We start from the raw sequence: 22,553 nt of genomic DNA, 5'->3' as shown, positions 1-22,553 counted from the left end.
CCTCGCGTCTCTCGTTTCTCCCTGCCCTCCGCCGAGCGCCCGAGAGCGCGACGTTTAAACGACGACGCACCCAACGTCGCGTATGACCGACCCGCGCGTCCCCGGCGGTCGCGGGGCGGAACTCGACCTCCCCTGTGGACGGACGCGGCGCGTCCGGACCATCGACCTGGGGATGCGCGAGTTCGACTGTCCCTGCGGCGACACGCACGCCACGGTGATGGACGTCCACCCGCCGGAACGGTTCCTGCCGGCGTTCCTCGTCGAGGTCCTGCGCGAGGCGATCGAGACCACGAGCGAGGAGATGCCCGAGTTCGGCACGCCGCACCTGATGGGAATCGTCACCGAGGAGTTCCCCGACTCCGTCGCCACCGCCGACGTCAGCGACGACGGCGAGGTCGGCTGTGGGATCGTCTGGGTGACCGACTTCGACGCCCGTCGACTCCACGAGATCGTCGTCGAACTCGTCGTCGAACTGATGGAACACGCCGTCAGTCACGCGGAAGACGACTCGCTCCTCGAGGAGTTCGAGGCGCAAATGCTGGATTTCGACGTTTCGACGTTCGTCGACCAGTACCGCGCCCAGCGCGACCTCTCCGAGGAGGACGTCTTCGTCTGACGGTTGTCCGACTCCCGTCTCACTGAACGCTAAGTCGTCCCCGTGTGTACGTATGACGTGACGATGCAGCCCCAGACGGACTTCGAACCCCTCAGGGGTGTGCTCTCCGAGGCCGACGAGCCGCTCACCGCGCGCGAGATCCTGTCGCTCCTCGACGAGCCCGACGAGTTCGAGAGCGCCCACAGAGTCGCGACCGTCCTCGGGCGCTGGGCCCAACGGGGAGAAGTGGAGGTCCTCCGGGAGAGTCCGTACCGGTACCGTCTCTCCTCGTCCTCGTAGACAGCCCGCGAGCCCTCGCCCGTCCGACCGGAGAGCCGCCGCTCCGGCGCGTGCTCTGCCGAGCGAGCCCGACCGTTCTTAAACGGTTACGAATTTCGAAGCACCGTTGCGCTTCTCGAAACATTTCGTCGCGCTTATTACGATGAACCGGCTCCGACCTGATAATGAGCGACGAGCCACCGGCGGCGTCCGAGGCGGACTCGGAGCACAGAACGATCCTGCTCATCGGGAGCGGTCCGATCCAGATCGGCCAGGCCGCGGAGTTCGACTACTCCGGCGCACAGGCCTGCCGCGCACTCCAGGAGGAGGGCGCACGAGTGGTCCTCGTCAACTCCAACCCCGCGACCATCATGACCGACCCCGAGATGGCCGACCGGGTGTACATCGAACCGATCACGGTCGAAGCCATCACGGAGGTCATTCGGAAGGAGAACCCCGACGGTGTCATCGCCGGACTCGGCGGACAGACGGGGCTGAACGTGACGGCCGAACTCGCCGAGGCGGGCGTCCTCGACGAGTACGACGTCGAGATCATGGGGACGCCGCTGGAGACGATCTACGCGACGGAGGACCGCGACCTCTTTCGGAAGCGCATGCGGAAGATCGGTCAGCCGGTCCCCCGGTCGACGACGATCACGCTGGACGAGGGCGAGTCCGTCACCGACTACGACCGCGAGGCGCTCACGGCGAAGATCGACGCCGCGGTCGAGGAAGTCGGCGGCCTTCCCGTGATCGCCCGCACGACGTACACGCTCGGTGGATCGGGGTCGGGCGTCGTCGACAACTTCGAGGAACTGCGCGAGCGTGTCCGCAAGGGGCTGCGGCTGTCGCGCAACAACGAGGTGCTGATCACGGAGTCCATCTCCGGGTGGGTCGAACTCGAGTACGAGGTGATGCGCGACGCCGACGACTCCTGTATCATCATCTGCAACATGGAGAACATCGACCCGATGGGCATCCACACGGGCGAATCCATCGTCGTCACCCCCTCGCAGGTGATCCCCGACGACGGCCACCAGGAGATGCGCGACGCCGCGCTCGAGGTCATTCGCGAGCTGGGTATCCAGGGTGGCTGTAACATCCAGTTCGCGTGGCGCGACGACGGCACCCCCGGCGGCGAGTACCGCGTCGTCGAGGTGAACCCACGCGTCTCGCGGTCGTCGGCGCTGGCGTCGAAGGCGACGGGGTACCCGATCGCCCGCGTCACGGCGAAGGTCGCGCTCGGCAAACGGCTCCACGAGATCGACAACGAGATCACCGGCGAGACGACCGCGGCGTTCGAGCCCGCCATCGACTACGTCGTCACGAAGGTCCCGAGATGGCCCAAGGACAAGTTCGACGACGTCGACTTCACGCTCGGCACGGCGATGAAGTCGACGGGCGAGGCGATGGCCATCGGCCGGACGTTCGAGGAGTCGCTGTTGAAGGCGCTTCGCTCCTCCGAGTACGAACCCGCCGCCGACTGGGCCGAAGTGAGCGACGCCGAACTCGAAGCCGACTTCCTCAAGGCACCGACGCCCGACCGCGCGTACGCGATGTTCGAGGCGTTCGACCGTGGCTACACGGTCGACGACGTGGCGGAGCTGACGGGCATCGAGACGTGGTACGTCGAGCGGTACAAGCGTGTCACGGACTCGGTCGAGGCGGCACAGGACGGCGACTTCACCGCCGCTGCCATCGCCGGGCACACGAACGCTTCCATCGCCACCGCGACCGGCTCCTCCGTGGGCGAGGTCGAGACGCAGGTTCCCGGTCGGACGTACAAACAGGTCGACACCTGCGCGGGCGAGTTCGCCGCCCAGACGCCGTACTACTACTCCTCGCGGTTGACCGAGTTCTCCCGGGGCCCGCTCGAGGGTGCGGCCGCCGCCGGCGAACTCCGCGTCGACCGCGACGTCGAGAGCGTCGTCGTCGTCGGTGGCGGCCCGATCCGCATCGGCCAGGGTGTCGAGTTCGACTACTGCTCCGTCCACGCGATCCAGGCCCTCCGCGAGCTGGGGATCGACGCACACGTCGTCAACAACAACCCCGAGACGGTCTCGACGGATTACGACACCTCCGACGGCCTCTTCTTCGAGCCGATCACCGCGGAAGAGGTCGCCGACGTCGTCGAGGCCACGGACGCCGACGGCGTGATGGTCCAGTTCGGCGGGCAGACCTCGGTCAACATCGGCCACGAGGTCGAGTCCGAGATCCAGCGTCGCGGGCTCGACTGCGAGATCATGGGCACCTCCGTCGACGCGATGGACCTCGCGGAGGACCGCGACCGCTTCAACCGGCTGATGGACGACCTCGGCATCGCCCAGCCGGAAGGTGGCTCCGCCACCTCCGAGGCCGAAGCGCTCGAGCTCGCCCGCGATATCGGCTACCCGGTGCTCGTCCGTCCCTCCTACGTCCTCGGCGGCCGCGCGATGCGGGTCGTCCACTCCGACGCCGAACTCGAGCACTACATCGAGGAGGCCGTCCGCGTCTCACCCGACAAGCCGATCCTCGTCGACGAGTTCCTCGCCGACGCGATCGAACTCGACGTCGACGCCGTCGCGGACGGCGAGCGCGTGCTGATCGGCGGGGTGATGGAGCACGTCGAGAGCGCGGGCGTCCACTCGGGCGACTCCGCCTGCCTGATCCCGCCGCGCTCGCTCGACGACGACGTGATGAGCCGGGTCCGCGAGGTCGCCCTCGACATCGCCCGGGCGCTCGACACCGTCGGGCTGCTCAACGTCCAGCTCGCGGTCAAAGACGGCGAAGTCTACGTGCTGGAGGCGAACCCCCGCTCGTCGCGGACGGTGCCGTTCGTCTCGAAGGCGACGGGCGTCCCCATCGCGAAGCTCGCGGCGAAGGTGATGGCCGGCCACGACCTGGACGACCTCGACGCCGAAGAACAGATCCCCGAGCAGATCTCGGTGAAGGAGGTCGTCCTCCCGTTCGATCGGCTGGAAGGAAGCGACCCCCGGCTCGGCCCGGAGATGAAGTCGACGGGCGAGGTGATGGGGACGGCGTCGACGTTCGGCAAGGCGTACGAGAAGGCCCAGTCCGCGACCGGCAAACCCATTCCTGTGGAGGGCACCGCTGTCGTCGATCTCTCCGCCGAGGAGTTCCCTGCCCCCGACTCGTCCGAGGGAGAGGCGCTCACGGAGGGGTTCGCCGAGTTCTACGAGCTGGTCAACTTCGACTCGGACGAGGCGTTCCAGGAGGCCATCCGCCGTGGTGAGGTCGACCTCATCGTCTCGCGCAACCGGGACGCCCTCGAGGTGGCCGTCGAGGAGGAGGTCACGTACTTCTCGACGCACGCATCGGCACAGGCGGCTCTCGAAGCCCGCCGCCACCACGACGACGACATCGACGTCGTCGCCGTGACCGACCGCCCGAAGCGCGTCGCCAAGTGGGGCGCACCGGACGAGTAACCGCTGACACTCGGCACCCCGGCGCGCTCTCGTCGTCACCTCCACACCGCTGGCCGTCGTCGACCGTATCCCGTCAGTGTCCCGTGGTTTCTGGTGAGATTCTGGCATACGTTTAGGACGTCAGTCACCCATCATCTGGTCGATGAGTACACGTCGTACCTTCCTGAAGACGGTCGGTGTCGGAACGATCGCGGCCACGAGCCTCTCCACGGGCGTGGCGGCGAGAGGCAAGGCAGGTGCGGACCTGTTCGCGCCTCTGACGAGTGGCGAGACGGTGCCGAAGGTCCGCTCACGGGCGACGGGCACCGCGACGTTCACCGCGGACGGCGACGACCTCGCGTACGAGGTGACGCTGAAGAACATCGTGGACGTCACGCAGGCGCACATCCACGTCGGCGAGCGGGGGACCACGGGTGGGATCGTCGTCACCCTGATCGACTTCGCACCTCTCTCTGCCCCGACCGGTGCCGGTGAGGACGGCACTCCGCAGGACCCCATCGTCGTCTCGGGGACTATCTCCGATAGCGACCCCGAGCTCGTCGCCAGCGGCGTCACCGTGGCCGACCTCCTCGCGAACCCGGCCGCGTACTACGTGAACGTCCACACGGTCGACAACCAGCCCGGAGAGATCCGCGGCCAGCTCCGCGCGAAGTAACGAAGCGACGAAGCGACGAAGTGACGGAACAGCGGAACGCCGGAATGACCGAGCCCGGTCGCGTCTGAGCCGGATTTCCTCCTCGTGCGTTCACTCGACGCATATCCTTATCTCCGATTCGAGCGTACCGGTACCTGCAGGCAGGACCGTCGCCGGGAGGACGGTGACCTGTTCACCAGTGGATGATACGAACCGGCGGCTGTTCCGCCTGTTTCCCGTTCCGTCGAGCGTCGGCGACGGACGCCCGAATTCAGTCGAGTTTGCCGAGCGCCTCGAAGAAGTCCGCGGCGGGGCCCGCCAGGCGCACGGGCTGGTCGGCGAGGCCGATGTGGACGGGTGTCCCCGCATCGACCTCGTGTCTGGCCCGTCCGTCGCTCACCACGATGGCGTGGTCGACGTCTGTGACGGTGACGGTGATCTCGCGGTCGTGGGGGACGAGGAGCGGCGGCATCCCGTCGCGCGCCGCCATCTCGTTGACGACGAGCCCCTCGACCCCCGGGTGGACCAGCGGGCCGCGTTCGCTCAGGTTGTACGCGCTCGATCCCGTGGGCGTGGCGACGAGGACGCCGTCCGCCGGGCCCGAATCGTACGTCGATTCACCGACACGAACCTCGACGTGGCCGCCGCCACGGCGTCCACGGCGCGGGCCCTGGACGACGATCTCGTTCATCGCCGGCTCGCCCGTCCACCCGTCGGTGTGGGCGGCGATCCGTGGCGCTTCCTGGGTCTCGAGTTCCCCGCGTCGGTAGGCGTCGACCTCGCGCTGGACGGCTGCCTCGGCCTCGTCGGGTCCGACGGCGTTCAGAAACCCCACCTCACCGAGGTTCACGCCGAGCACCGGCGTTCCGTTCGCACCCCGAGCGGCGAAGAGGAACGTCCCGTCGCCGCCGATGCTGACGACGAGATCACAGCCGTCGAACGTGTCCACCGAACGTCCCTCGTCGTCGCGACCGAGCGCGGTGGCCGTCGTCGCGTCGAAGCGGAGTTCGACCCCGTCGGCTTCGAGGCGGCCGCTCAGGGTCTCTGCCAGCGACGTGGCCCGCTCGTTCCCCCGCTGGGCGACGATTCCGACCTCCATGTCCCCGCGTTTACCCCTCCGGTGAGAAAAGCCCACCGTCACGATCCGTGATCCGATCCCGACGGATCCAGACTCATATTCGATTTTTCCACGCCAACATTCATTACTGGTGTTCTCTCAGTAGAGATAATGACGGACCGGGCTCGTTCCGTCGCACTCGTCCGCAGGGGGACACTCCGTGAGTAGCGACGACGACTGGTTCGAGCGCGCGCTCGCCGACGACGGGAACGATCGCACCGCTCTCGACGAGTCCGGCGACGACGACACGGGGACCGAGGACGACGGTGCTCGCACCCCTCCCACCACGGACACCGAGGGCTCGCCGTTCGAACCGCCGGACCGTGCCGGACGGGCGGACACCGACTCGCCATTCCAGGAGGACTTCTCCGAGGCGTTCGACAGCGCCCCCGCGCCGGGGGGCGATCTCGATCGTGGAGCGCCGGACGGCCGGTCGGAGGCCGTTCCGGGACCGAACGGCTCCGGCCGCGACGACGGCGATCTCTTCGCCGGGGAAGACGACCTCGGTTTTCCCGGATCGGAGTTCGATCAGGAGCGGTTCGACTCCGATCTCGAGCGCATCGAGATCGGTATCGACGGCCTCGACGAGATGATCCTGGGCGGCGTGCCAGCCCGGTCGCTGATCGCCGCGATCGGGAGCGCGGGAACCGGGAAGACGACGATCGGGCTGCAGTTCCTCAACGAGACACTCGAAGACGGCGGCCGTGCCGTCTTCATCACGCTCGAAGAGACCCGCGATCGGATCCTGTCTACCGCCGCGGAGAAGGGATGGGAGTTCCAGCAGTACGACGAGGACGGACGCCTGGCCGTCGTCGACCTGAACCCCATCGAGATGGCCAACTCGCTCGGGAGCATCCGGAACGACCTCGCACGGCTCATCGGGGAGTTCGGTGCGGACCGGGTCGTCCTCGACTCCGTGTCGCTCCTCGAGATGATGTACGATCACCCCGCTCGCCGTCGGAGCGAGGTGTTCCAGTTCACGCAGACGCTCAAGGCGGCGGGCGTCACGGTGCTCGTCACGAGCGAGGCCAGCGACACCGACCCGTACGCCTCCAGACACGGCATCGTCGAATACCTCGCGGATGCCGTGTTCGTCCTCAAGTACGTTCGCTCGAACAGCTTCCAGGAGACGCGGCTCGCGATCGAGATCCAGAAGATCCGCGACGCGAACCACTCCCGGCAGCCCAAACCGTACGAGATCACGAACGAGGGGATCAGCGTCCACCAGCGGGCGAACCTGTTCTGAATCGCGTCCGGCGAGTCCTCCGACCCGTCCGTCGTCCCTTCCCCGACCGCACGTCACCGGACGATCGTCACGGGGACCGGTGACCGTCGGACGACGTCCTCGGCGACGCTCCCGAGGATGACCCGCGAGACGCCCGTCCGGCCGTGGCTCCCCATGACCACGTGGTCGGCGTCGGCTGCCGCTTCGACGATGCTCGACGCCGGCCGACCGACCGTGATGACGGTGTCGGGATCGATCTCCATCTCGGCGGTCAGTTCCGCGAACGTCTCCCGAGCGGCTTCGCGCGCGTCGTTGTACCACTCCTCGGCCGCCGTGGGGAGGACACTCCGCTTTGCGCCCGACGCGACGGGGTCGATGACGTTCAGCAGGACGAAGTCGGCGTCGGGCCACTCCTCGGTGGCGAACCGCAGGGCGGCTACGGACTGGGGTGATCCGTCGACGGGGACGAGGATGCGCTTCGCCATACGTCCGTCTACGCGGAGAACCGGCAAGAAACATCGGGACGGTCGGCAGTGTCCACGTGATCGGGTGCTCGACTCCGCTCCTGCTCGACGTGGCGGACAGGTGGTGCGCTTCCCCCGCGGAGCGGTGCACCACGCACCCGCGAGACGCTCCGCACTCTCTCGTCAGGACACGCCGACTGGTGGCCGCATCCTCGTACAAGAACCTCGGGTCCGACCACGGACCCCTCGACCCACCACGGGGCGTCAGTCGTGACGGGTCACACAGACCGGCAGCCCTCTCAGTTCGACCGGTTCCGAGTTGTCGGGCGAGTAGACTACCATCTGCCCTTTCTCCATGTAGGGGACCTTGTCCTCCAGCGTCGACGGGATGTTTACCGACTTGATCGCGTCCTCGTCGCCGAGGTTGAGCACGAGCTTCGTGTTCACCTGTTTGAAGACGGGGTCGGCGATATCCTGTGGGTCCTGGGTGATGAGGAACAGGCCCAGCCGTTCCTTCCGCCCCTGTTTCGCCGCCTCGGTGAACTTCCGGACGACCTTCCGTGCCTGGACGGAGTCGGCGTCGGCGAGGAAGTTGTGCGCCTCGTCCATCCCCAAGACGAGCGGCGTCCGCTTGATTCGCTGGTGCGTGGGGTCGTTCGAGAGCTTCTCGTCGACGAGGAGGCTCGCCACGGCGAGCACGACGGTCACCGTGGCCCGCGAGTCGTTGACGTGGTACGTCGGCACGACCGTGAGGCCGCCCGGACGGACGAACTCGTGGACCTGCTCCGTGATGGGACGGGCGGGCTGGTCGAACACGCGGCCGAACGTCGCCGAGCGGACCCGGCGCTTCACCGCGTCGTACGTCGCCTCGTGCACCCGGCCGTTCTCGTGAAGTTCCTCTTTGAGGCCCGGATCGTCGAGGAACGTCGTGAACTGGTCGTAGGTCCCCCCGTCTCCGGCCTGCCGGAAGAACCGGTCGAGGAGTTCACGCAGTGCGTTGTACTGGTTGTCGTTGAGGGAGGCACCGGCGACGAGCCAGGGTCGTGCCCGCGTCATCGAGAAGGGGATCGTGAACGTCGCCTGCTCCGCACGGTGGCCCTCGCCGGGATACGACGATCCGCCCACGTCCGGGACGAACGCGACCGTGTCGTCGTGGCCGCCGTACGCGATCCCTTCACGGTCGAGCCGACGGGCGGTCTCCCCGTCGAGCGCGGGGTTGTCGTCGTGCATCTGGGCGTACTCGTCTTGCGGGTCGAACTGAACGACTGCAGGGGCGACCTCGCGGCCGTCGTCCATCCCGTACCGCGCGTCGAGGAACTGTCGGAGGACGTTCTTCGAGGCGTGGGTCTTCCCCGACCCGGTGCCGCCGGCGACGAGCGTGTGTCGGAACACGAGCGGGTCGCCGTCGGCGTAGTCGTTCTTGAGCCGGTAGTCGATCGTCGGTGGAGACGCGGCAGTTCGGACCTTCTCGCCGCCCACGGAGAGGTGGCCCAGGAACACGCCCTCGCGCGGGATCTTCAGCCCGGCTTTGATCTGTGCGGCGTCGGTCGCCTCCTGCACCACCGCACCGGGTTTGGGGACGCGGTCGGTCATTCGGCGCTTCCACGTCTCGTCGGCGTGGTCGTACGACAGCACGGCCACGGGGTCGAGTTCGGCGACGAACTTGTAGTCGCGCTCCTCGAAGTCGTCGCGACGCATCGCCCGCCGGGCGGCGATCTCGGTCGCGTCGTCCTCGTGGAACTCCTGGGCGTACTCGAGGGCCGTGATCCGCGAGAAGAGCAGTTCCTGGTCTGGGTACGGCACGAGGAGGTACTTCCCGAGGCGGACGGATTCGCGGTTGCCGACCGTGACGAACGCTTCCACGGCGGTTTCGTCGCCCTCTTCGGCGACTCTGAGCCCCCGGGAGACCGAGACGACGCCGACGCCACGGTCCGCGCCGGCGGGCGTCACGTCGAACGAGTCGAAGTCGTCGACCGCGGCGTCGTCGTCACCGTTCACCGACCCGGCGTCGTCCCCGACGTCAGCCTCGGCGGTCTCGTCGGCGGACACGGCCGACGCCGACTCCTCGGTCGCGTCGCCCTCGACGTCGGTCTCGGCGGTCTCCGTCGTCCCGAAATCAGTGAAGTCACCGAGGTCGGACATGTCTCTGGCAGGGAGAGCCGCGGATAAATCCCTTTCCCCCGCCCGAGCGTGGTCCGACGCCCGAGTCGCGTGAACGACCACGAGAGTCGTCGAACGGTGCCCGGTTCGCACTGCTGGACTCCACGGCCGCACCAGCATACACCGACCTGCTGTCACTCTGGGCGGACAACGCGGTCCTTTACCCGTCGGAGCTCGTACCGTTCGTATGTTACTGATTCGCGGTCACGGCGGCGGCACCGCGCTCACCGGGACGCTGTACGAGCGCGGCGAGACGCCACCGAGTTTTCGCGGCGCGCCGGACGAACAGGCGCCGTACGTCTGGGTCTGCGACGAGTTCTACGAGGTCGAGAGCGGCGGCTCACAGACCACGATCGACGGCCGGGAGATCCACGTCGCGTTCGAATCTCCCATGCCCCGTGGCTTCGAGACCAAGTCGCAGGCGCTGACGGCGGCGAAAGAACACGTCCGCACACAGTTCGCCCGGGTCGGCGTCCCCGCCAGCGAGGTCCGGATCGAGGTCGAACGCGCCGAGCCCTGAACGGGGCGTTCGTCGGCCTACCGACTCGCTTCCCACACCCGCGACTCGTTACATCGGGACTCTCCGCCCGCGACTCGTTACATCGGGACTCTCCGCCCGCGACTCGTTACACCAGCCCCCAGCGCTCCTCGTCGTGTCGCCGGACGACCTCGGAGTCGAGATACGTCTCGAGCTTCCGACGGAGCGCGGCCTTCTCCCCCTGGCTGATCCGGGCGAGTTCGTCCGCCTTCGCGATGGCCGGTGGGGGCCCCCGGGCGACCGCGACGTCGTGGAGCACCTGCTGGGTGAGTCGTTCGCGCGTGTCGGCGTCGCGGACGAACGCCGCCGGAGCCTCGACGCGGTAGCAGATATCCGTTCGCGGGTCGTACAGTGGGAAGAACGCCACCTCGTACGCGGCGGGGTCGAGTTGTCGGTCGACGCCGAGGGCGTCGCCACTGACTGCCATCGTCCGGTCGGTGCCGCCGCGGGAGACGAACCAGTCGGTGAACGTGAGACAGTCGGTGCGGCGTTCCTGCCCCTCGTCGTCCCACCGCTCGAGCAGCCGCGTGAAGAGCGCGGCGTCGTCGCTCCAGGGGGCCTCGATCCCCTTCTTTCGCAGGGCCTGGACGATAAATCGCGACGCGGGGTTCTTGACGAACCCCACGAGCGGGACGTCGCGCTCGACGAACCGCTCGACGAGGCGGACGTAGTTCTCGACGACGTCCCGGGGCGTCGTCTCGGTCGCGAGTTCGCGGAGGGTCGCGTCGCCGTCCTGCCAGGTGAACACTTCCATCGGGTAGAGGGGGCCGTCGAGGACGAGCAGATCGCCGACGGCGTCGGCCTGCAGGAGCGCGTGTTCGCCCTCCGCCAGGTACAGAGAGAGCGCGTGGACGACCCCTTCGGCGTAGCGGTCGACGCTGGGCGCGTGGAGCACCTTCCGCCGCGAGTAGCCGTCGTCGTCGACGATCCAGTCGGTCTCGAAATCCACCGTGGGGTCGTTCGCGTGGACGGTCACGACGAGCGTCCGCGCGCGGTGGAGGTCGAGGTCGGTGGGCACGCCGGCCATCGCCGCCTGCGCCACGTCGAGGACGAGCCCGTTCTTGAACGTGGTCGGGTTGATCGTGCCCGAGTCCAGCCCGTGAACCGTCTCGAACGGCGACTCGGCGAGCGCGACGTCGTCGATCGTCACCGACCGCAGCCGCTTCTCGGCGACGGGCTCGGCGACGATCCGCGAACCGTCCCGGAGCGGGTCGAGAAAGCCCTCCCACACCCGCTCCGCGAGGTCGCCGTGATCGGCGTCGTCGACGGCTCTCGCGATGGCGCTCGCCAGCCGTGCGATGCCGTCGACGTGGACGCGGTCGAGGGTCATACCCCACCTCACACCCCCGACGACGAAAACCCTGTCCTCGATCCGTCCTCGCGTTCGTGCCGCTCCCCGCCGTCCGATCGGGCGCGTCGCTCCGACGCTCCCGTGTCACGTGACGCCGCCGCCGTCGTTGCGGGTCCGCTCGTCGAGCACGTCGGCGAGCACCGCCCGGTGTCGTCGCTCGACCGGCGTGTTCCCCGGGCAGACGAGCCAGACCGTCCCGCCCGTCGCGAGGTGTCGTCTGAGCCGCGCGAGTTCGGCCCGTGCATCCCGGTCGTCGTCGAGGAACGTCCGGTACCGTGTTTCGTAGTCGACGGCGGCCCAGGCGTCGTCCACACCGTCCCCGTCGTCCCGATCGAGCCGGGTGAGCGCCCGGTCGAGATCGAACTGGAGCTCGGTCGGAGGGACCAGCGCGTCTCCGACGACCGTGCCGGCGACGGGAGTCGATCGGTCGCCGCCGGGCGACGCCGAGTCGCTCCCGACGTCCCCGACCTCGACGAAGACGACGAGGTCGTCCGGTCCCGGCGTGGCCTCCCCGAGTCGGAGTGCCGCGCCGTACGTCTCCCGGAGGGTGCCTGGGTGCGTCATCTGACTCTGTGACTCTCGGGCCGATGGTCGACCGGATCGAGCGGCTCGCCGCCCCGTCGACGCCCGGTTCGTCCGTCGAACCGACGACACCACGAGTGATAAACATCACGAACGTTCCGGTCGGATGCGGAGCGGCCGACCGAGCACGCCGCCGGGTAACGTGTCCGTCCCGCGGCCTCACCGCGGTCCCGACACCCTCATCTACACCCGCGCGCTACGGTCTCCCGAATGCCACCCACGGCCGTCGCGTTCGACCTCGACGACACCCTGGCGGTCCCGACGCGGGACCGACAGACCATCCTGCACGAGGCCGCGCGGATCGCAGGCGCGCCCCCACTCTCCCGCGAGGCGTACCTCGCCGCCCACGCGGAGTGTCTCACCGAGGAGACACGCGAACCCATCTTCACCGCACTGCTCTCGGAACACGACACCGCGGCCTCTCCCGCGGCGGTGGCCCGCGCGTACCGCGAACTCATCGCCGAGGCGCTCACGCCGGTCTCGGGCGTCGAGTGGCTCCTCGACCGCCTCCGACAGCAGTACCGACTCGGCCTGCTCACGAACGGCCCCGTCGTCGCCCAGCACGACAAGCTCCGCGAACTCGACTGGGCCGGCGCGTTCGACGTCGAACTGGTCACGGGGTCGCTCGCCGCGGGCAAGCCGGACCCGCGCGCGTTCGAGGCGCTCCTCGCCGAACTCGACACCGATCCGGGGGAGACGGTGTACGTCGGCGACGACGTCGCCGCCGACGTCGAAGGTGCCGCGGGCGTCGGGATGCTCCCCGTCCAGGTCGTCTTCCCGGGGAGTGCCGATCCCCACCCCGACGCCGTCGCCGTGATCGACCGCGACGACCTCGCCACGGAGCTCCCCGACCTCCTGGAACGACTCTGAGCGCTGTCCGGCGCTCTCGTGCGACCCCCCTCCGTCCCGCGTGCCGCGCCTCACTCGTTCGTGGCGAGCGCGTCGACCGTCGCCTCGAACACGGCGACTGCCCGCTTCACCGCCGCGCCGTCCTCGACGAAGACGAGCGTCCGCGGCGGTCGGACCGCCTTCGGACGCACACGCAACCCCTCCCCGCGGGCGGTCGCCGCGGCGACGTCCTGCCCCGCGACGAACTCCACACGGGCGCGGTCGGGATGGACGAAGACGACCGCGAGTTCTCGTTCCTGTTCCTGTTCCCGTTCCCGTTCGAGACGGTCGGCGTCGTCCGCGTGATCGTCGTCGTCCCCCTCGGCACCGTCCCTTCGGTCGCCACCTCCACGGTCTGCGTCGCCGCGGTCACCGCCACTACCGTTCGCTCGATCTCTCAGCGTCACCCGGTAGGCGTACGCGCCGTCCGGTGTTGGATCGGCGTCGCGGTCCGCGTCGGTCACCGCGACGGCAGCGAGCACGCCGCCGAGGCCGTCGAGTTCGGAGGCGAGCAGTTGCGCGATCCGTCGGCCGTCCGTGAGCCGGTCGTCGACCACGATCACTCCTCCACCAGCGATCGCCGGACTTCGTCGACGAACCGGGTGACGTCGACGTCGCGTCGCCGGGCGTAGAGGACGGCGGCGGCCTCGATCGTCACGCCGAGGTCGCGCTGGAGACGGTTGACGCCGGCGACGACCTCCCGCTTCTCCACCCCGTCGTCGACGATCGCGTCGAGCAGGCGCTCGAACAGCGACTGCGACCGGAGGACGGACTCGTCGGGGGTGAAGCCGTCCAGGATCTCGACCGACGTCGGCGCGAAGGTGGCCACCAGGTCGCCCCCGTCACGCTCGACGAGCCCCCGGCCGACCGCGACGTCGACGAGACGCTTGGCCTGATCCGGCGAGAACCAGTCGCGGTTCACCGACAGCGCCACGATGAACTTCCCCTCGCCGAGGCGGTCCGTCCCGTGCTGACGGAAGGGGACGGCGACCGTGACCTCGATGCTCATACCCACCACCGCCGACGCGACGCGGTTAACGGTTGTGTCTCGGCTCGTGGACGGAGCCGCACGGGGCCGGAGCGGGCGGCGATTCGTGCGATTCAAGTAGTCGCTGGCGCTCTTACCACGCATGAAGTACCAGGGACGCTCGACGACGAAGCGGACAGGGGGGCGCATCAAGCCCTCGCGGAACAAGAAACGCTCCGAACTGGGTCGCGAGGCGAGCGAGACCACGGTCGGCGAACCGCGGTTCCAGGTCGTCGACGCCCGCGGCAACGGCACCAAGACCCGCGCCCTGTCGACGAACGTCGCACAGGTGGCCGACGGCGACGAGTCGGTCCAGGTGGAGATCCTCGGCGTCGACAGCAACCCCGCGAACGTCAACTACAAACGACGCAACATCATCACGAAGGGTGCCATCATCGAGACCAGCGAGGGGCTGGCTCGTGTCACCTCCCGCCCGGGTCAGCACGGCCAGGTCAACGCCGTCCTCGTCGACGACGAGTAACCGTCCGAACCCACCGGCCGTCGGTACTGGTTCTGTGATCCTCGACGGCGACCCGTTCGCGACTCGTGCGTCGAACCGTCGAACCGTCGAGCCGATCCTCTCAGAGCGCCGCCGCTGTCGGATCGGTTCCGGGTGCAGGACCGTCCGCGACGAAGAGTCGAACTGCAGGAGCCGTGAGACGTTACGGCGTCGGTGCCGCCTTCTGGAGCGCCGTCTCGGCGATGTTGCCGCCGTAGTCGGCGCTCCTGGAGACGGAGTCGACGATGAGTCCGAGCACCTGTGCGCGCGCGGGATCGAGGTCGCGGAGGTACTCGTCGATCTTGCGGGCCCGTTCGTCGATGGCCTGGACGGCCTCGCGGGCGTCGTTCGCCAGTCGGGTCGCCTCCGAGCTGTCCTCTTCGAACAGCGCGTCCATCCCCCCGTTGACGACCTCTGCGGCGTCGGTGTGGAGCGCCTCGATCGCCTCGACCAGCTCGTCGGGGATCGGTCGCTCGATGTTCAGCGTCAGGTGGGCGATCTTCGTCGCGTGGTCGGCGATCCGCTCCAGTTGGCGGGCGGCCGACTGGTAGTCGAAACACATCTCGCGGGGGAGGCCGAGTTCCTCGGCGGCCTTCGGGGTCCGGAGCGTGGCCCGGAAGATGCGCGAGACGACCATCCAGAGCCGGTCGACGTCCTCGTCGCGCTGGATGACGTCCCGGGCCATGTCCTCGTCGAGGTCGGCTAACGCCGCCAGGGCGTCCTCTAGCATCGACAGCGCGATGAGCCGCATCCGGGTGACGGCGTTGTGGATGGAGAGCTCCGACGAGTCGAGCAGGTCCCGGATGACGACGCGGTCGCGGGTCTCCTCTAGCACTTCGAGGCCGACGAGGCTCTGTGTGGCCTTGCGAATGGTCCGGCGCTGGTCGGTCGTGATGCGCGCGCTCTCGAGGGCGATGATGTCGAACCCCGAGACGTACATCGTCATGACCGCACGGGTGAGCTCGTCGCCCTCGAGATCCGTCACGTCCAGCGTCCCCTCCGTGCGCTCCTCCTCCGAGCGTGGCGTGAGGAACAGCGAGTCGCCCTCGGGGTAGAACTCCACCTCGCTCCCCGCGGAGACTCCGTTCTCGGTCGCCCAGTCTTTCGGGATCGACACCGTGTACGTCGATCCGCCCGTGACCTGCACCTTGCGGGTTTCGACCATGTCGTTCACTGGTCGGCACTCCACTATAAATTTGGCTATCAATATATATCGGGCGAGTGGTATGGGTACTGCTCGTGTCGGGCGGGACGAGACGGGCGAATTACTCCTCGCAGCCGGCGACTCCGTTCAGTTCGGCCGAACGCGTCGACGGCCGACTGGGGCCGTCACTCGCGCGTATTCGTCCGTATCGATCCGTTCGGGTGCGTGGTGATTCCGACTGAAGAATTCACACACGTATATCTATATAGTTATATTAGTAGAGTATTTACTTCTCACCTGGTCAGAGTCCTGTGATGACACAGAAGGGAGGTCCCGTCTCGCGGCGCGAGTTCGTGATCGGAGCCGGTGCGGTCGGAGCGGCCGGTCTCGCCGGCTGCACGCGACAGAACACGAGCGGGTCGTCCGGTGACTCCGGAAGCTCGGGCGGGTCGTCCGGTAGCTCCGGGAGTTCGGACGGGCCGTCCGGCGGGCAGCTCTCCGGCGCGATCGACATCGCCGGCTCGTCGACGGTGTTCCCGCTGGCGACCGCCTTCAGCGAACTGTTCAAAGAGGAACACCCCGGCGTCGAGTTCAGCCTCCAGTCGACCGGATCCGGTGGCGGTTTCCAGAACTTCTTCTGCGTGGGCGAGACGGATTTCAACAACGCCTCACGCCCGATCTCTCCCGAGGAGGAACAGCTCTGTACCGACAACGATGTCGAACCCGTCGAACTCCAGGTCGCGACCGACGCGCTGACCGTCGTCGTCAACAACGAGAACGACTGGGCCGAGTCGCTCACCGTCGACCAGCTCAGGGAGATCTGGTCCGCGGAGGACCCGCCGACGACGTGGGCAGACATCGACTCCGACTGGCCCGACGAGGAACTCGAACTGTTCGGTCCCACGGACGCCTCCGGAACGTACGACTACTTCATCGAGGCGGTGATCGGCGAGGAGGGACCGGGTCACCGACAGGACTACTCGCCGACAGAGCAGGACCGCACCATCATCCGTGGCGTCGAGGGCTCGCAGTACGCCATGGGCTACCTCGGTTTCGCGTACTACAGCCAGAACGCCGACTCGGTGACGGCGGTCGCCATCGACGGCGGCGACGGCCCGGTCGAGCCGTCGCTGGAGACCGCCAAATCCGGCGCGTACACGCCGCTGTCGCGGCCGCTGTTCACCTACCCTGCCACGTCCTCGCTCGCCGAGGAACAGGTCGCGGAGTTCGCACGCTTCTGGATGGAGAACACGACCAACCAGGAGGTCGTCGCCGACGAGGTCGGCTACGTGCCGCTCGACGACTCACAGCAGCAGGCACAGATCGACACGCTCGAGTCGGCCATCGAGGAGGCTCAGTCGGGCTGACCTGATCTCGAGATGGAAGCGTGAATAAGGAGGTTTTTCAGTGGGCCACACGGGATATATAGCCACATGAGCACGGACGACATCACGAACGACCTCACGCGGAACACGGAGAACGCGCCGCAGGAGCTCCTGACGCGCACGTTCTTCTTCCTGTGTGCGGCGCTCTCCGTCGTCACGACCGTGAGCATCATCCTACTGCTCGTGACGGAGGCCGCGAAGTTCTTCACTGTCACCGCACCGCTCATGGGGATCGAGGGACCGACGGCGTCGATCGTCGACTTCCTCACCGGGACGACGTGGCAGATCAACAACGAGGAGTTCGGCGTCCTCGCGCTCGTCTCCGCGACGCTGATGATCACCATCGGGTCGGCGGTCGTCGCCCTCCCGCTGGGCGTCGCGACCGCGATATACCTCAGCGAGTACGCGGACCCCCGGCATCGTGCCGTCCTGAAGCCCGCGCTCGAAGTGCTCGCGGGGATCCCGACGGTCGTCTACGGTTTCTTCGCACTCATCTACATCACGCCCGCCATCCAGATGGTTCTCCCCGGCGTCGGCACGTTCAACCTCATCTCGGCGAGTCTCGTCGTCGGCATCATGATCATCCCGATGGTCGCGTCGATCAGCGAGGACGCGATGTCGGCCGTTCCCGACGAGCTCCGGCAGGCCGGCTACGGCATGGGTGCGACGAAGTTCGACGTCTCGACGGGTATCGTGGTCCCTGCGGCCCTGTCGGGGATCTTCTCGTCGTTCATCCTCGCGCTCTCCCGGGCCATCGGCGAGACGATGGCCGTCACCGTCGCTGCGGGGTCGCGCGCGCAGTTCCTCAACCCCCTGAATCCAGCCGCGTACCAGGAGGGTGCCCTGCCGATGACCGCGGCGATGGTCCAGCTCCTGCTGGGAGACATCACCGGCGGGGGCATCGCGTACCGTAGCCTCTTCGCCATCGGGCTCACGCTGTTCGTCATCACGCTCGTGATGAACGTCATCAGTGACTTCGTCGCACAGCGCTACCGGGAGGAGTACTGAGATGGCGACCGACACCCGATCTCAGGTCATCGAGAGTTTCGGGGAGGTCGACAAGACTGTCGGAACGCTGTTCCAGTACCTCCTGCAGGTGGCGACGATGTTCGGGCTCGTCATGCTCGCGATCCTCCTCGTCTTCGTCGCCAACGACGCGGTCCAGCCGCTCACGGCCGACCCGGGGTGGCACCTGACGTTCTTCGTGACGCTCGTCGTTCCGACGCTGCTCGTCGGCGGCTATCTCGCCGTCCGCGACACCGAGGCGCTCACGTTCGGGGTACTGGCCGTCGGCCTCCTCGTCGTCAGCCTCATGTTCAGCGGTGGGGTGGCGATGGTGTTCGTCGACATCGTCCCGCCCGTCGCGTGGTTCGGCTTCGTGCTCGCGCTCGTCGTGCCGTCGGCGGTCGTCGTCGGCGTCGAACGCGCGGGCGGACGGCTCCCCTTCGAGGCCAAACTCGGGCTCACGACCCTGCTCTTCTACGTCTCGCTGTTCGGCCTGCCGGGGCCCCTCGGTGGGGTGGTCGGCGCTCCCGCGGTCGTCCCGAGCGTCGTGACGCTGTTCTCGACGCTCCCCATCCTCCCGGTCGACTGGGTGTTGCTCACCGTCTCGGTCGGCGGCATCACCACGGTCGCCGCCGCGCTCTACGCGTATGGACTCCGTGGTGTTCGCGCGGGCGTCGCGGCCGGCGTCGGGACGCTCGCGGTCGTCGCGGCGTCTGCGCTCGTCGGCCCCGTCGTCGGCGTCGATCCCGTCCCGGCGACGGTGCTCGCGAGCGTGACCGTCGTCCCCACCGCGGCGTACGTCGTCGGCGGTGCCGTCTCCCGACCGGCCGAGCGCGCCGGCCTGTTCGTCCCTGCCGTCGTCGTCGGTGGCGCGCTCGTCGGCGCGGTCGTCGTGGAGGTGATGGGGTTCGCTGGTCCCGTGGCGTGGGTCGACTGGCAGTTCCTCACGAGCGCTCACAGCCGCAACGCCGTCGACGCGGGGCTCTACCCGGCCATCGGTGGCTCCATCCTCCTGATGATCACCGTCGCGATCCTGGCGTTCCCGCTGGGCGTCGGCGCGGCCATCTACCTCGAAGAGTACGCGCCGGACAACCGTCTCACCCGGTTCATCGACGTCAACATCTCGAATCTCGCGGGCGTTCCGAGCGTGGTGTACGGGCTGCTCGGTCTCGGTGTGTTCGTCACCTACCTCGGCCAGCCGACGGGCACCGTGGCGATCGGTGGCGCGACGCTCGCACTCCTCATCCTGCCGATCGTCATCATCTCCTCGCGCGAGGCGATCCGGAGCGTCCCCACCGAACAGCGCCAGGCCTCGTACGGGATGGGTGCGACCAAGTGGCAGACCGTCCGACGGGTCGTCCTCCCGCGGGCCTTCCCGGGGATCATGACGGGGACCATCCTCGCGCTCGGTCGCGCGATCGGCGAGACCGCACCGCTCATCATGATCGGCGCGCCCAGCGTCGTCTTCTCGCTCCCGACCGAGTTCTCCGCGAAGGCGAGCGCGATGCCCCTGCAGGTGTTCGCGTGGGCGAGCCTCTTCGCCAGCGAGGACTTCTACACCAAGGCCGTGCCCGCGGGCGTCGTCGTGCTCGTGAGCGTCCTCTTGGCGATGAACTCCATCGCGATCGTCCTCCGAAACAGGTACCAGACTGACCGATCCTAACACCATGAGTGACGAAAACAGACGGACGATGGCCGAATCGACGCACAGAGAGACCGCGGACCCCTCCGACGACGACATGCTCGTCCAGACCGACGTGAGCGAGAGCGTCACCGAGAGCACCCACCGCGTCTCGACGCCGACGGTCATCCGGGCCGAGCACATCGACGTCTACTACAACGACGTGCAGGCGCTCGACGACATCTCCCTAGAGATCCCCGAGAACCGCGTCACCGCGATGATCGGTCCCTCGGGGTGCGGTAAGTCGACGTTCCTCCGGTGTATCAACCGGATGAACGACCTCGTGGACGCCGCGCGCGTGGAGGGTAACCTCTACCTCCGCGGGAAGAACGTGTACGACGCCGACGTCGACCCCGTCGCCCTCCGACGACGGGTGGGGATGGTGTTCCAGAAGCCGAACCCCTTCCCCAAGAGCATCTACGACAACGTCGCCTACGGGCTCGAGATCCAGAACAAGGAGGGTGACTACGACGCCATCGTCGAGGAGTCGCTCAAGCGCGCCGCGCTCTGGGACGAGGTGAAGGACAAACTCGACGAGTCGGGTCTCGACCTCTCCGGCGGGCAACAGCAGCGGCTCTGTATCGCCCGTGCCATCGCTCCGGACCCCGAGGTGATCCTGATGGACGAACCGGCCTCCGCGCTGGACCCGATCGCCACCTCAAAGATCGAAGACCTCATCGAGGACCTCGCCGAGGAGTACACGGTCGTGATCGTCACGCACAACATGCAGCAGGCCGCCCGGATCTCGGACAAGACCGCGGTGTTCCTCACCGGCGGCGAGCTCGTCGAGTTCGACGACACACAGAAGATCTTCGAGAACCCCGCCAGCCAGCGCGTCGAGGACTACATCACCGGCAAGTTCGGGTAACGCACCCACGTTCGTCCCTGTCCGTCGCTCTCCTCGCCATCGGCGCGGTCCAGCCCATGGAACCCGCCTCCGCCTGTGCCGCATTCCGCTCCGTCACCACGGAGGTCCGGCGTTGCTGGCCCCGGGGGCCCGGTCTGCTCCCCGGTCGTCGGATCGAACCAAACAGTAATCACGCCGACGGGCCATTCGAGTGGCATGCCCCGCGACGTGTATCAGGCGGAACTCAGGACGCTCCGCGATGACGTCGTCTCGTTCGGCGAGACGGTCTCGGGGCGGCTCGAACTCGCGCTCGACGCCATCGAGACCGACGACCGCACACTCGCCGAGGAGGTCATCGAGGGCGACGAGGAGATCAACGAGCGGTACCTCGAACTCGAGGCGGACTGCATCGACCTCTTCGCCCTCCAGCAGCCGGTCGCGGGCGACCTCCGGTTCGTCACGGCCTCGTTCAAGATCATCACCGAACTCGAACGGATCGGCGACCTCGCGACGAACCTCTCGGCGTACGTCCGATCGATCGAGGAGCCGTACTTCCCCGACGCGAGCCTCATCGACGTCGGGACGCTGGCGTGTGAGATGGTCGAGCAGGCGCTCGAGGCGTACGAGACCGAAGACGCCGACCTCGCGGCGGCGGTCGTCGAACGCGACGACGAACTCGACGGGCTCTGCGAGCGCGTGGCGCAGAACGTCGTCATCGACCTCGTCGAGACGACGAAGACGTTCGCGGACGACGAACTCGAGCGACTCCTGACGGAGGTCAACCGCCTCCTGTTGACCCTGCGCGACGTCGAACGCGTCGGCGACCACGCGGTCAACATCGCCGCCCGATCGTTCTACATGGTGACGAACCGGACGACGCTACTGTACTGATCTCGCCGTCGACCTCTATACCCCGGCCCCACAATTGATATATACCAATAAATAGCAATATTGTCTCAATGGGAGGGTTTAACAGTCCGCCCATCCACTCGTACACATGGCCCGACAGGAATACCAGTCCCGCCTCCAGGGACTTCGCGACGACGTGCTCTACATGAGCGAACTCGTCGCCGAACAGCTCCGCACCGGACTCGACGCCCTCGAGGAGAAGGACGAACGGCTCGCCGAGCAAGTGATCGCGGGCGACGGCGAGATCAACCGGCTCTACCTCGAACTCGAGCAGGACTGTATCGACCTCATCGCCCTCCAGCAGCCGGTCGCGGGCGACCTCCGCTTCATCGCCTCGTCGTTCAAGATCATCACCGATCTCGAACGCATCGGCGACCTCGCGACGAACCTCGGCGGCTACGCCCTCCAGGCCGAACGCGAGGCATACCCCGAGGTCGACATCAGACAGATCGGTGACGAGACGCTCGACATGCTCGAACGAGCGATGAGCGCGTACGCCGACGAGCACGTCGACGGCTGCCACGCCATCGCCGAGCGGGACGACGAGGTCGACGAGATGTGCACGGTGGCGAGTCAGACCGTCGTCCGCTCGCTCCTCGAGGTCGACTCGTTCGAGGAGGACGCCGACGTCGACGAGACGTTCCAGGACGTCTCCCGGCTCTTCCTCACGATCCGCGACCTCGAACGGGTCGGCGACCACGCGGTCAACATCGCCGCTCGCACGCTGTACATGGTCGAACAGAACGACGAACTGCTGTACTGACCCCGTCCGTCTCCCCCGCTCTTCGGCTCGATCCG

At 67.6% G+C, this 22,553-nt stretch carries 22 protein-coding genes; 14 read left to right on the top strand and 8 right to left on the bottom strand.

Annotated features, from left to right (window positions below; genetic code table 11):
* Nucleotides 1-82: 82 nt before the first annotated feature.
* The 4 genes from FZP69_RS18530 to FZP69_RS18515 all read left to right on the top strand — a co-directional run bounded on the left by FZP69_RS18530 (nucleotide 83) and on the right by FZP69_RS18515 (nucleotide 4,954).
* The gene (locus tag FZP69_RS18530; protein WP_152042844.1) at nucleotides 83-616 is read left to right on the top strand and encodes a DUF5815 family protein; all 534 of its coding nucleotides are present in this window, start codon (nucleotides 83-85) and stop codon (nucleotides 614-616) included.
* A 63-nt stretch (nucleotides 617-679) separates the two neighbouring features.
* Entirely contained in the window at nucleotides 680-895 is a 216-nt protein-coding gene (locus tag FZP69_RS18525; protein WP_152042843.1) for a hypothetical protein, read from the top strand.
* 164 nt (nucleotides 896-1,059) lie between these two features.
* Nucleotides 1,060-4,299, top strand: a complete 3,240-nt coding sequence (gene carB / locus FZP69_RS18520; protein ID WP_152042842.1) for a carbamoyl-phosphate synthase large subunit — start codon at nucleotides 1,060-1,062, stop codon at nucleotides 4,297-4,299.
* Between the two features lie 142 nt (nucleotides 4,300-4,441).
* Nucleotides 4,442-4,954, top strand: a complete 513-nt coding sequence (locus tag FZP69_RS18515) for a CHRD domain-containing protein (RefSeq protein ID WP_152042841.1) — start codon at nucleotides 4,442-4,444, stop codon at nucleotides 4,952-4,954.
* Nucleotides 4,955-5,204: 250 nt separating this feature from the next.
* Here the strand turns inward: FZP69_RS18515 and FZP69_RS18510 are convergent, their stop codons facing one another.
* Nucleotides 5,205-6,032, bottom strand: coding sequence for an NAD(+)/NADH kinase (locus FZP69_RS18510; RefSeq protein WP_152042840.1), 828 nt, complete (start codon nucleotides 6,030-6,032; stop codon nucleotides 5,205-5,207).
* Nucleotides 6,033-6,210: 178 nt separating this feature from the next.
* On the opposite strand from FZP69_RS18510, the gene FZP69_RS18505 reads away from it, so the two are divergent.
* Nucleotides 6,211-7,296: a KaiC domain-containing protein gene (locus FZP69_RS18505; RefSeq protein WP_152042839.1), complete on the top strand. Its 1,086-nt coding sequence runs from the start codon at nucleotides 6,211-6,213 to the stop codon at nucleotides 7,294-7,296.
* A 53-nt stretch (nucleotides 7,297-7,349) separates the two neighbouring features.
* Here FZP69_RS18505 and FZP69_RS18500 read toward each other — a convergent pair whose 3' ends face one another.
* Both FZP69_RS18500 and FZP69_RS18495 read right to left on the bottom strand, forming a co-directional pair.
* Entirely contained in the window at nucleotides 7,350-7,760 is a 411-nt protein-coding gene (locus FZP69_RS18500; protein WP_152042838.1) for a universal stress protein, read from the bottom strand.
* A 243-nt stretch (nucleotides 7,761-8,003) separates the two neighbouring features.
* Nucleotides 8,004-9,881 (bottom strand): ATP-binding protein, encoded by a 1,878-nt coding sequence (locus FZP69_RS18495; protein ID WP_152042837.1) that lies wholly within the window; start codon nucleotides 9,879-9,881, stop codon nucleotides 8,004-8,006.
* A gap of 205 nt (nucleotides 9,882-10,086) precedes the next feature.
* Between FZP69_RS18495 and FZP69_RS18490 the strand changes: the two genes are divergently transcribed.
* Nucleotides 10,087-10,419 carry a DUF7113 family protein gene (locus FZP69_RS18490; RefSeq protein ID WP_152042836.1) on the top strand — a complete coding sequence of 111 codons (333 nt, stop codon included), beginning with the start codon at nucleotides 10,087-10,089 and terminating at the stop codon, nucleotides 10,417-10,419.
* Between the two features lie 106 nt (nucleotides 10,420-10,525).
* Here FZP69_RS18490 and FZP69_RS18485 read toward each other — a convergent pair whose 3' ends face one another.
* Both FZP69_RS18485 and FZP69_RS18480 read right to left on the bottom strand, forming a co-directional pair.
* Nucleotides 10,526-11,767 (bottom strand): DNA double-strand break repair nuclease NurA, encoded by a 1,242-nt coding sequence (locus tag FZP69_RS18485; RefSeq protein WP_152042835.1) that lies wholly within the window; start codon nucleotides 11,765-11,767, stop codon nucleotides 10,526-10,528.
* Nucleotides 11,768-11,872: 105 nt separating this feature from the next.
* Complete coding sequence (locus tag FZP69_RS18480) at nucleotides 11,873-12,352, bottom strand: hypothetical protein (protein WP_152042834.1); 480 nt, start codon at nucleotides 12,350-12,352, stop codon at nucleotides 11,873-11,875.
* A 228-nt stretch (nucleotides 12,353-12,580) separates the two neighbouring features.
* Here FZP69_RS18480 and FZP69_RS18475 point away from each other — a divergent pair, with 228 nt between their 5' ends.
* Nucleotides 12,581-13,240 carry an HAD family hydrolase gene (locus tag FZP69_RS18475; RefSeq protein WP_152042833.1) on the top strand — a complete coding sequence of 220 codons (660 nt, stop codon included), beginning with the start codon at nucleotides 12,581-12,583 and terminating at the stop codon, nucleotides 13,238-13,240.
* A 50-nt stretch (nucleotides 13,241-13,290) separates the two neighbouring features.
* Here FZP69_RS18475 and FZP69_RS18470 read toward each other — a convergent pair whose 3' ends face one another.
* On the bottom strand, nucleotides 13,291-13,815 hold the full coding sequence (locus FZP69_RS18470; protein ID WP_152042832.1) for a hypothetical protein: 525 nt from the start codon (nucleotides 13,813-13,815) through the stop codon (nucleotides 13,291-13,293).
* A gap of 2 nt (nucleotides 13,816-13,817) precedes the next feature.
* Nucleotides 13,818-14,267, bottom strand: a complete 450-nt coding sequence (locus FZP69_RS18465) for a DUF2240 family protein (protein ID WP_152042831.1) — start codon at nucleotides 14,265-14,267, stop codon at nucleotides 13,818-13,820.
* A 121-nt stretch (nucleotides 14,268-14,388) separates the two neighbouring features.
* Here FZP69_RS18465 and FZP69_RS18460 point away from each other — a divergent pair, with 121 nt between their 5' ends.
* Complete coding sequence (locus FZP69_RS18460) at nucleotides 14,389-14,766, top strand: 30S ribosomal protein S8e (RefSeq protein WP_152042830.1); 378 nt, start codon at nucleotides 14,389-14,391, stop codon at nucleotides 14,764-14,766.
* 181 nt (nucleotides 14,767-14,947) lie between these two features.
* Here the strand turns inward: FZP69_RS18460 and FZP69_RS18455 are convergent, their stop codons facing one another.
* Nucleotides 14,948-15,949: a phosphate signaling complex PhoU family protein gene (locus tag FZP69_RS18455; RefSeq protein WP_152042829.1), complete on the bottom strand. Its 1,002-nt coding sequence runs from the start codon at nucleotides 15,947-15,949 to the stop codon at nucleotides 14,948-14,950.
* 293 nt (nucleotides 15,950-16,242) lie between these two features.
* Between FZP69_RS18455 and FZP69_RS18450 the strand changes: the two genes are divergently transcribed.
* From FZP69_RS18450 to phoU (FZP69_RS18425), 6 genes are all read left to right on the top strand, one after another.
* Nucleotides 16,243-17,295 (top strand): PstS family phosphate ABC transporter substrate-binding protein, encoded by a 1,053-nt coding sequence (locus FZP69_RS18450; protein WP_152042828.1) that lies wholly within the window; start codon nucleotides 16,243-16,245, stop codon nucleotides 17,293-17,295.
* A gap of 66 nt (nucleotides 17,296-17,361) precedes the next feature.
* Nucleotides 17,362-18,321 carry a phosphate ABC transporter permease subunit PstC gene (gene pstC / locus FZP69_RS18445; protein WP_152042827.1) on the top strand — a complete coding sequence of 320 codons (960 nt, stop codon included), beginning with the start codon at nucleotides 17,362-17,364 and terminating at the stop codon, nucleotides 18,319-18,321.
* A gap of 1 nt (nucleotide 18,322) precedes the next feature.
* Nucleotides 18,323-19,981, top strand: a complete 1,659-nt coding sequence (gene pstA, locus FZP69_RS18440; RefSeq protein ID WP_152042826.1) for a phosphate ABC transporter permease PstA — start codon at nucleotides 18,323-18,325, stop codon at nucleotides 19,979-19,981.
* Nucleotides 19,982-19,985: 4 nt separating this feature from the next.
* The gene (pstB, locus tag FZP69_RS18435; RefSeq protein ID WP_152042825.1) at nucleotides 19,986-20,867 is read left to right on the top strand and encodes a phosphate ABC transporter ATP-binding protein PstB; all 882 of its coding nucleotides are present in this window, start codon (nucleotides 19,986-19,988) and stop codon (nucleotides 20,865-20,867) included.
* Nucleotides 20,868-21,062: 195 nt separating this feature from the next.
* Nucleotides 21,063-21,737 (top strand): phosphate signaling complex protein PhoU, encoded by a 675-nt coding sequence (gene phoU / locus FZP69_RS18430; protein WP_152042824.1) that lies wholly within the window; start codon nucleotides 21,063-21,065, stop codon nucleotides 21,735-21,737.
* Nucleotides 21,738-21,843: 106 nt separating this feature from the next.
* Nucleotides 21,844-22,518, top strand: coding sequence for a phosphate signaling complex protein PhoU (gene phoU, locus FZP69_RS18425; protein WP_152042823.1), 675 nt, complete (start codon nucleotides 21,844-21,846; stop codon nucleotides 22,516-22,518).
* Nucleotides 22,519-22,553 lie beyond the last annotated feature (35 nt).

Source organism: Salinigranum salinum, assembly GCF_009176545.1.
In the GTDB taxonomy this organism is placed as follows: Archaea; Halobacteriota; Halobacteria; order Halobacteriales; family Haloferacaceae; genus Salinigranum; species Salinigranum salinum.
The sequence above is the reverse complement of the archived record's forward strand: the minus strand, read 5'-3'. Positions and strand labels throughout refer to the sequence as shown.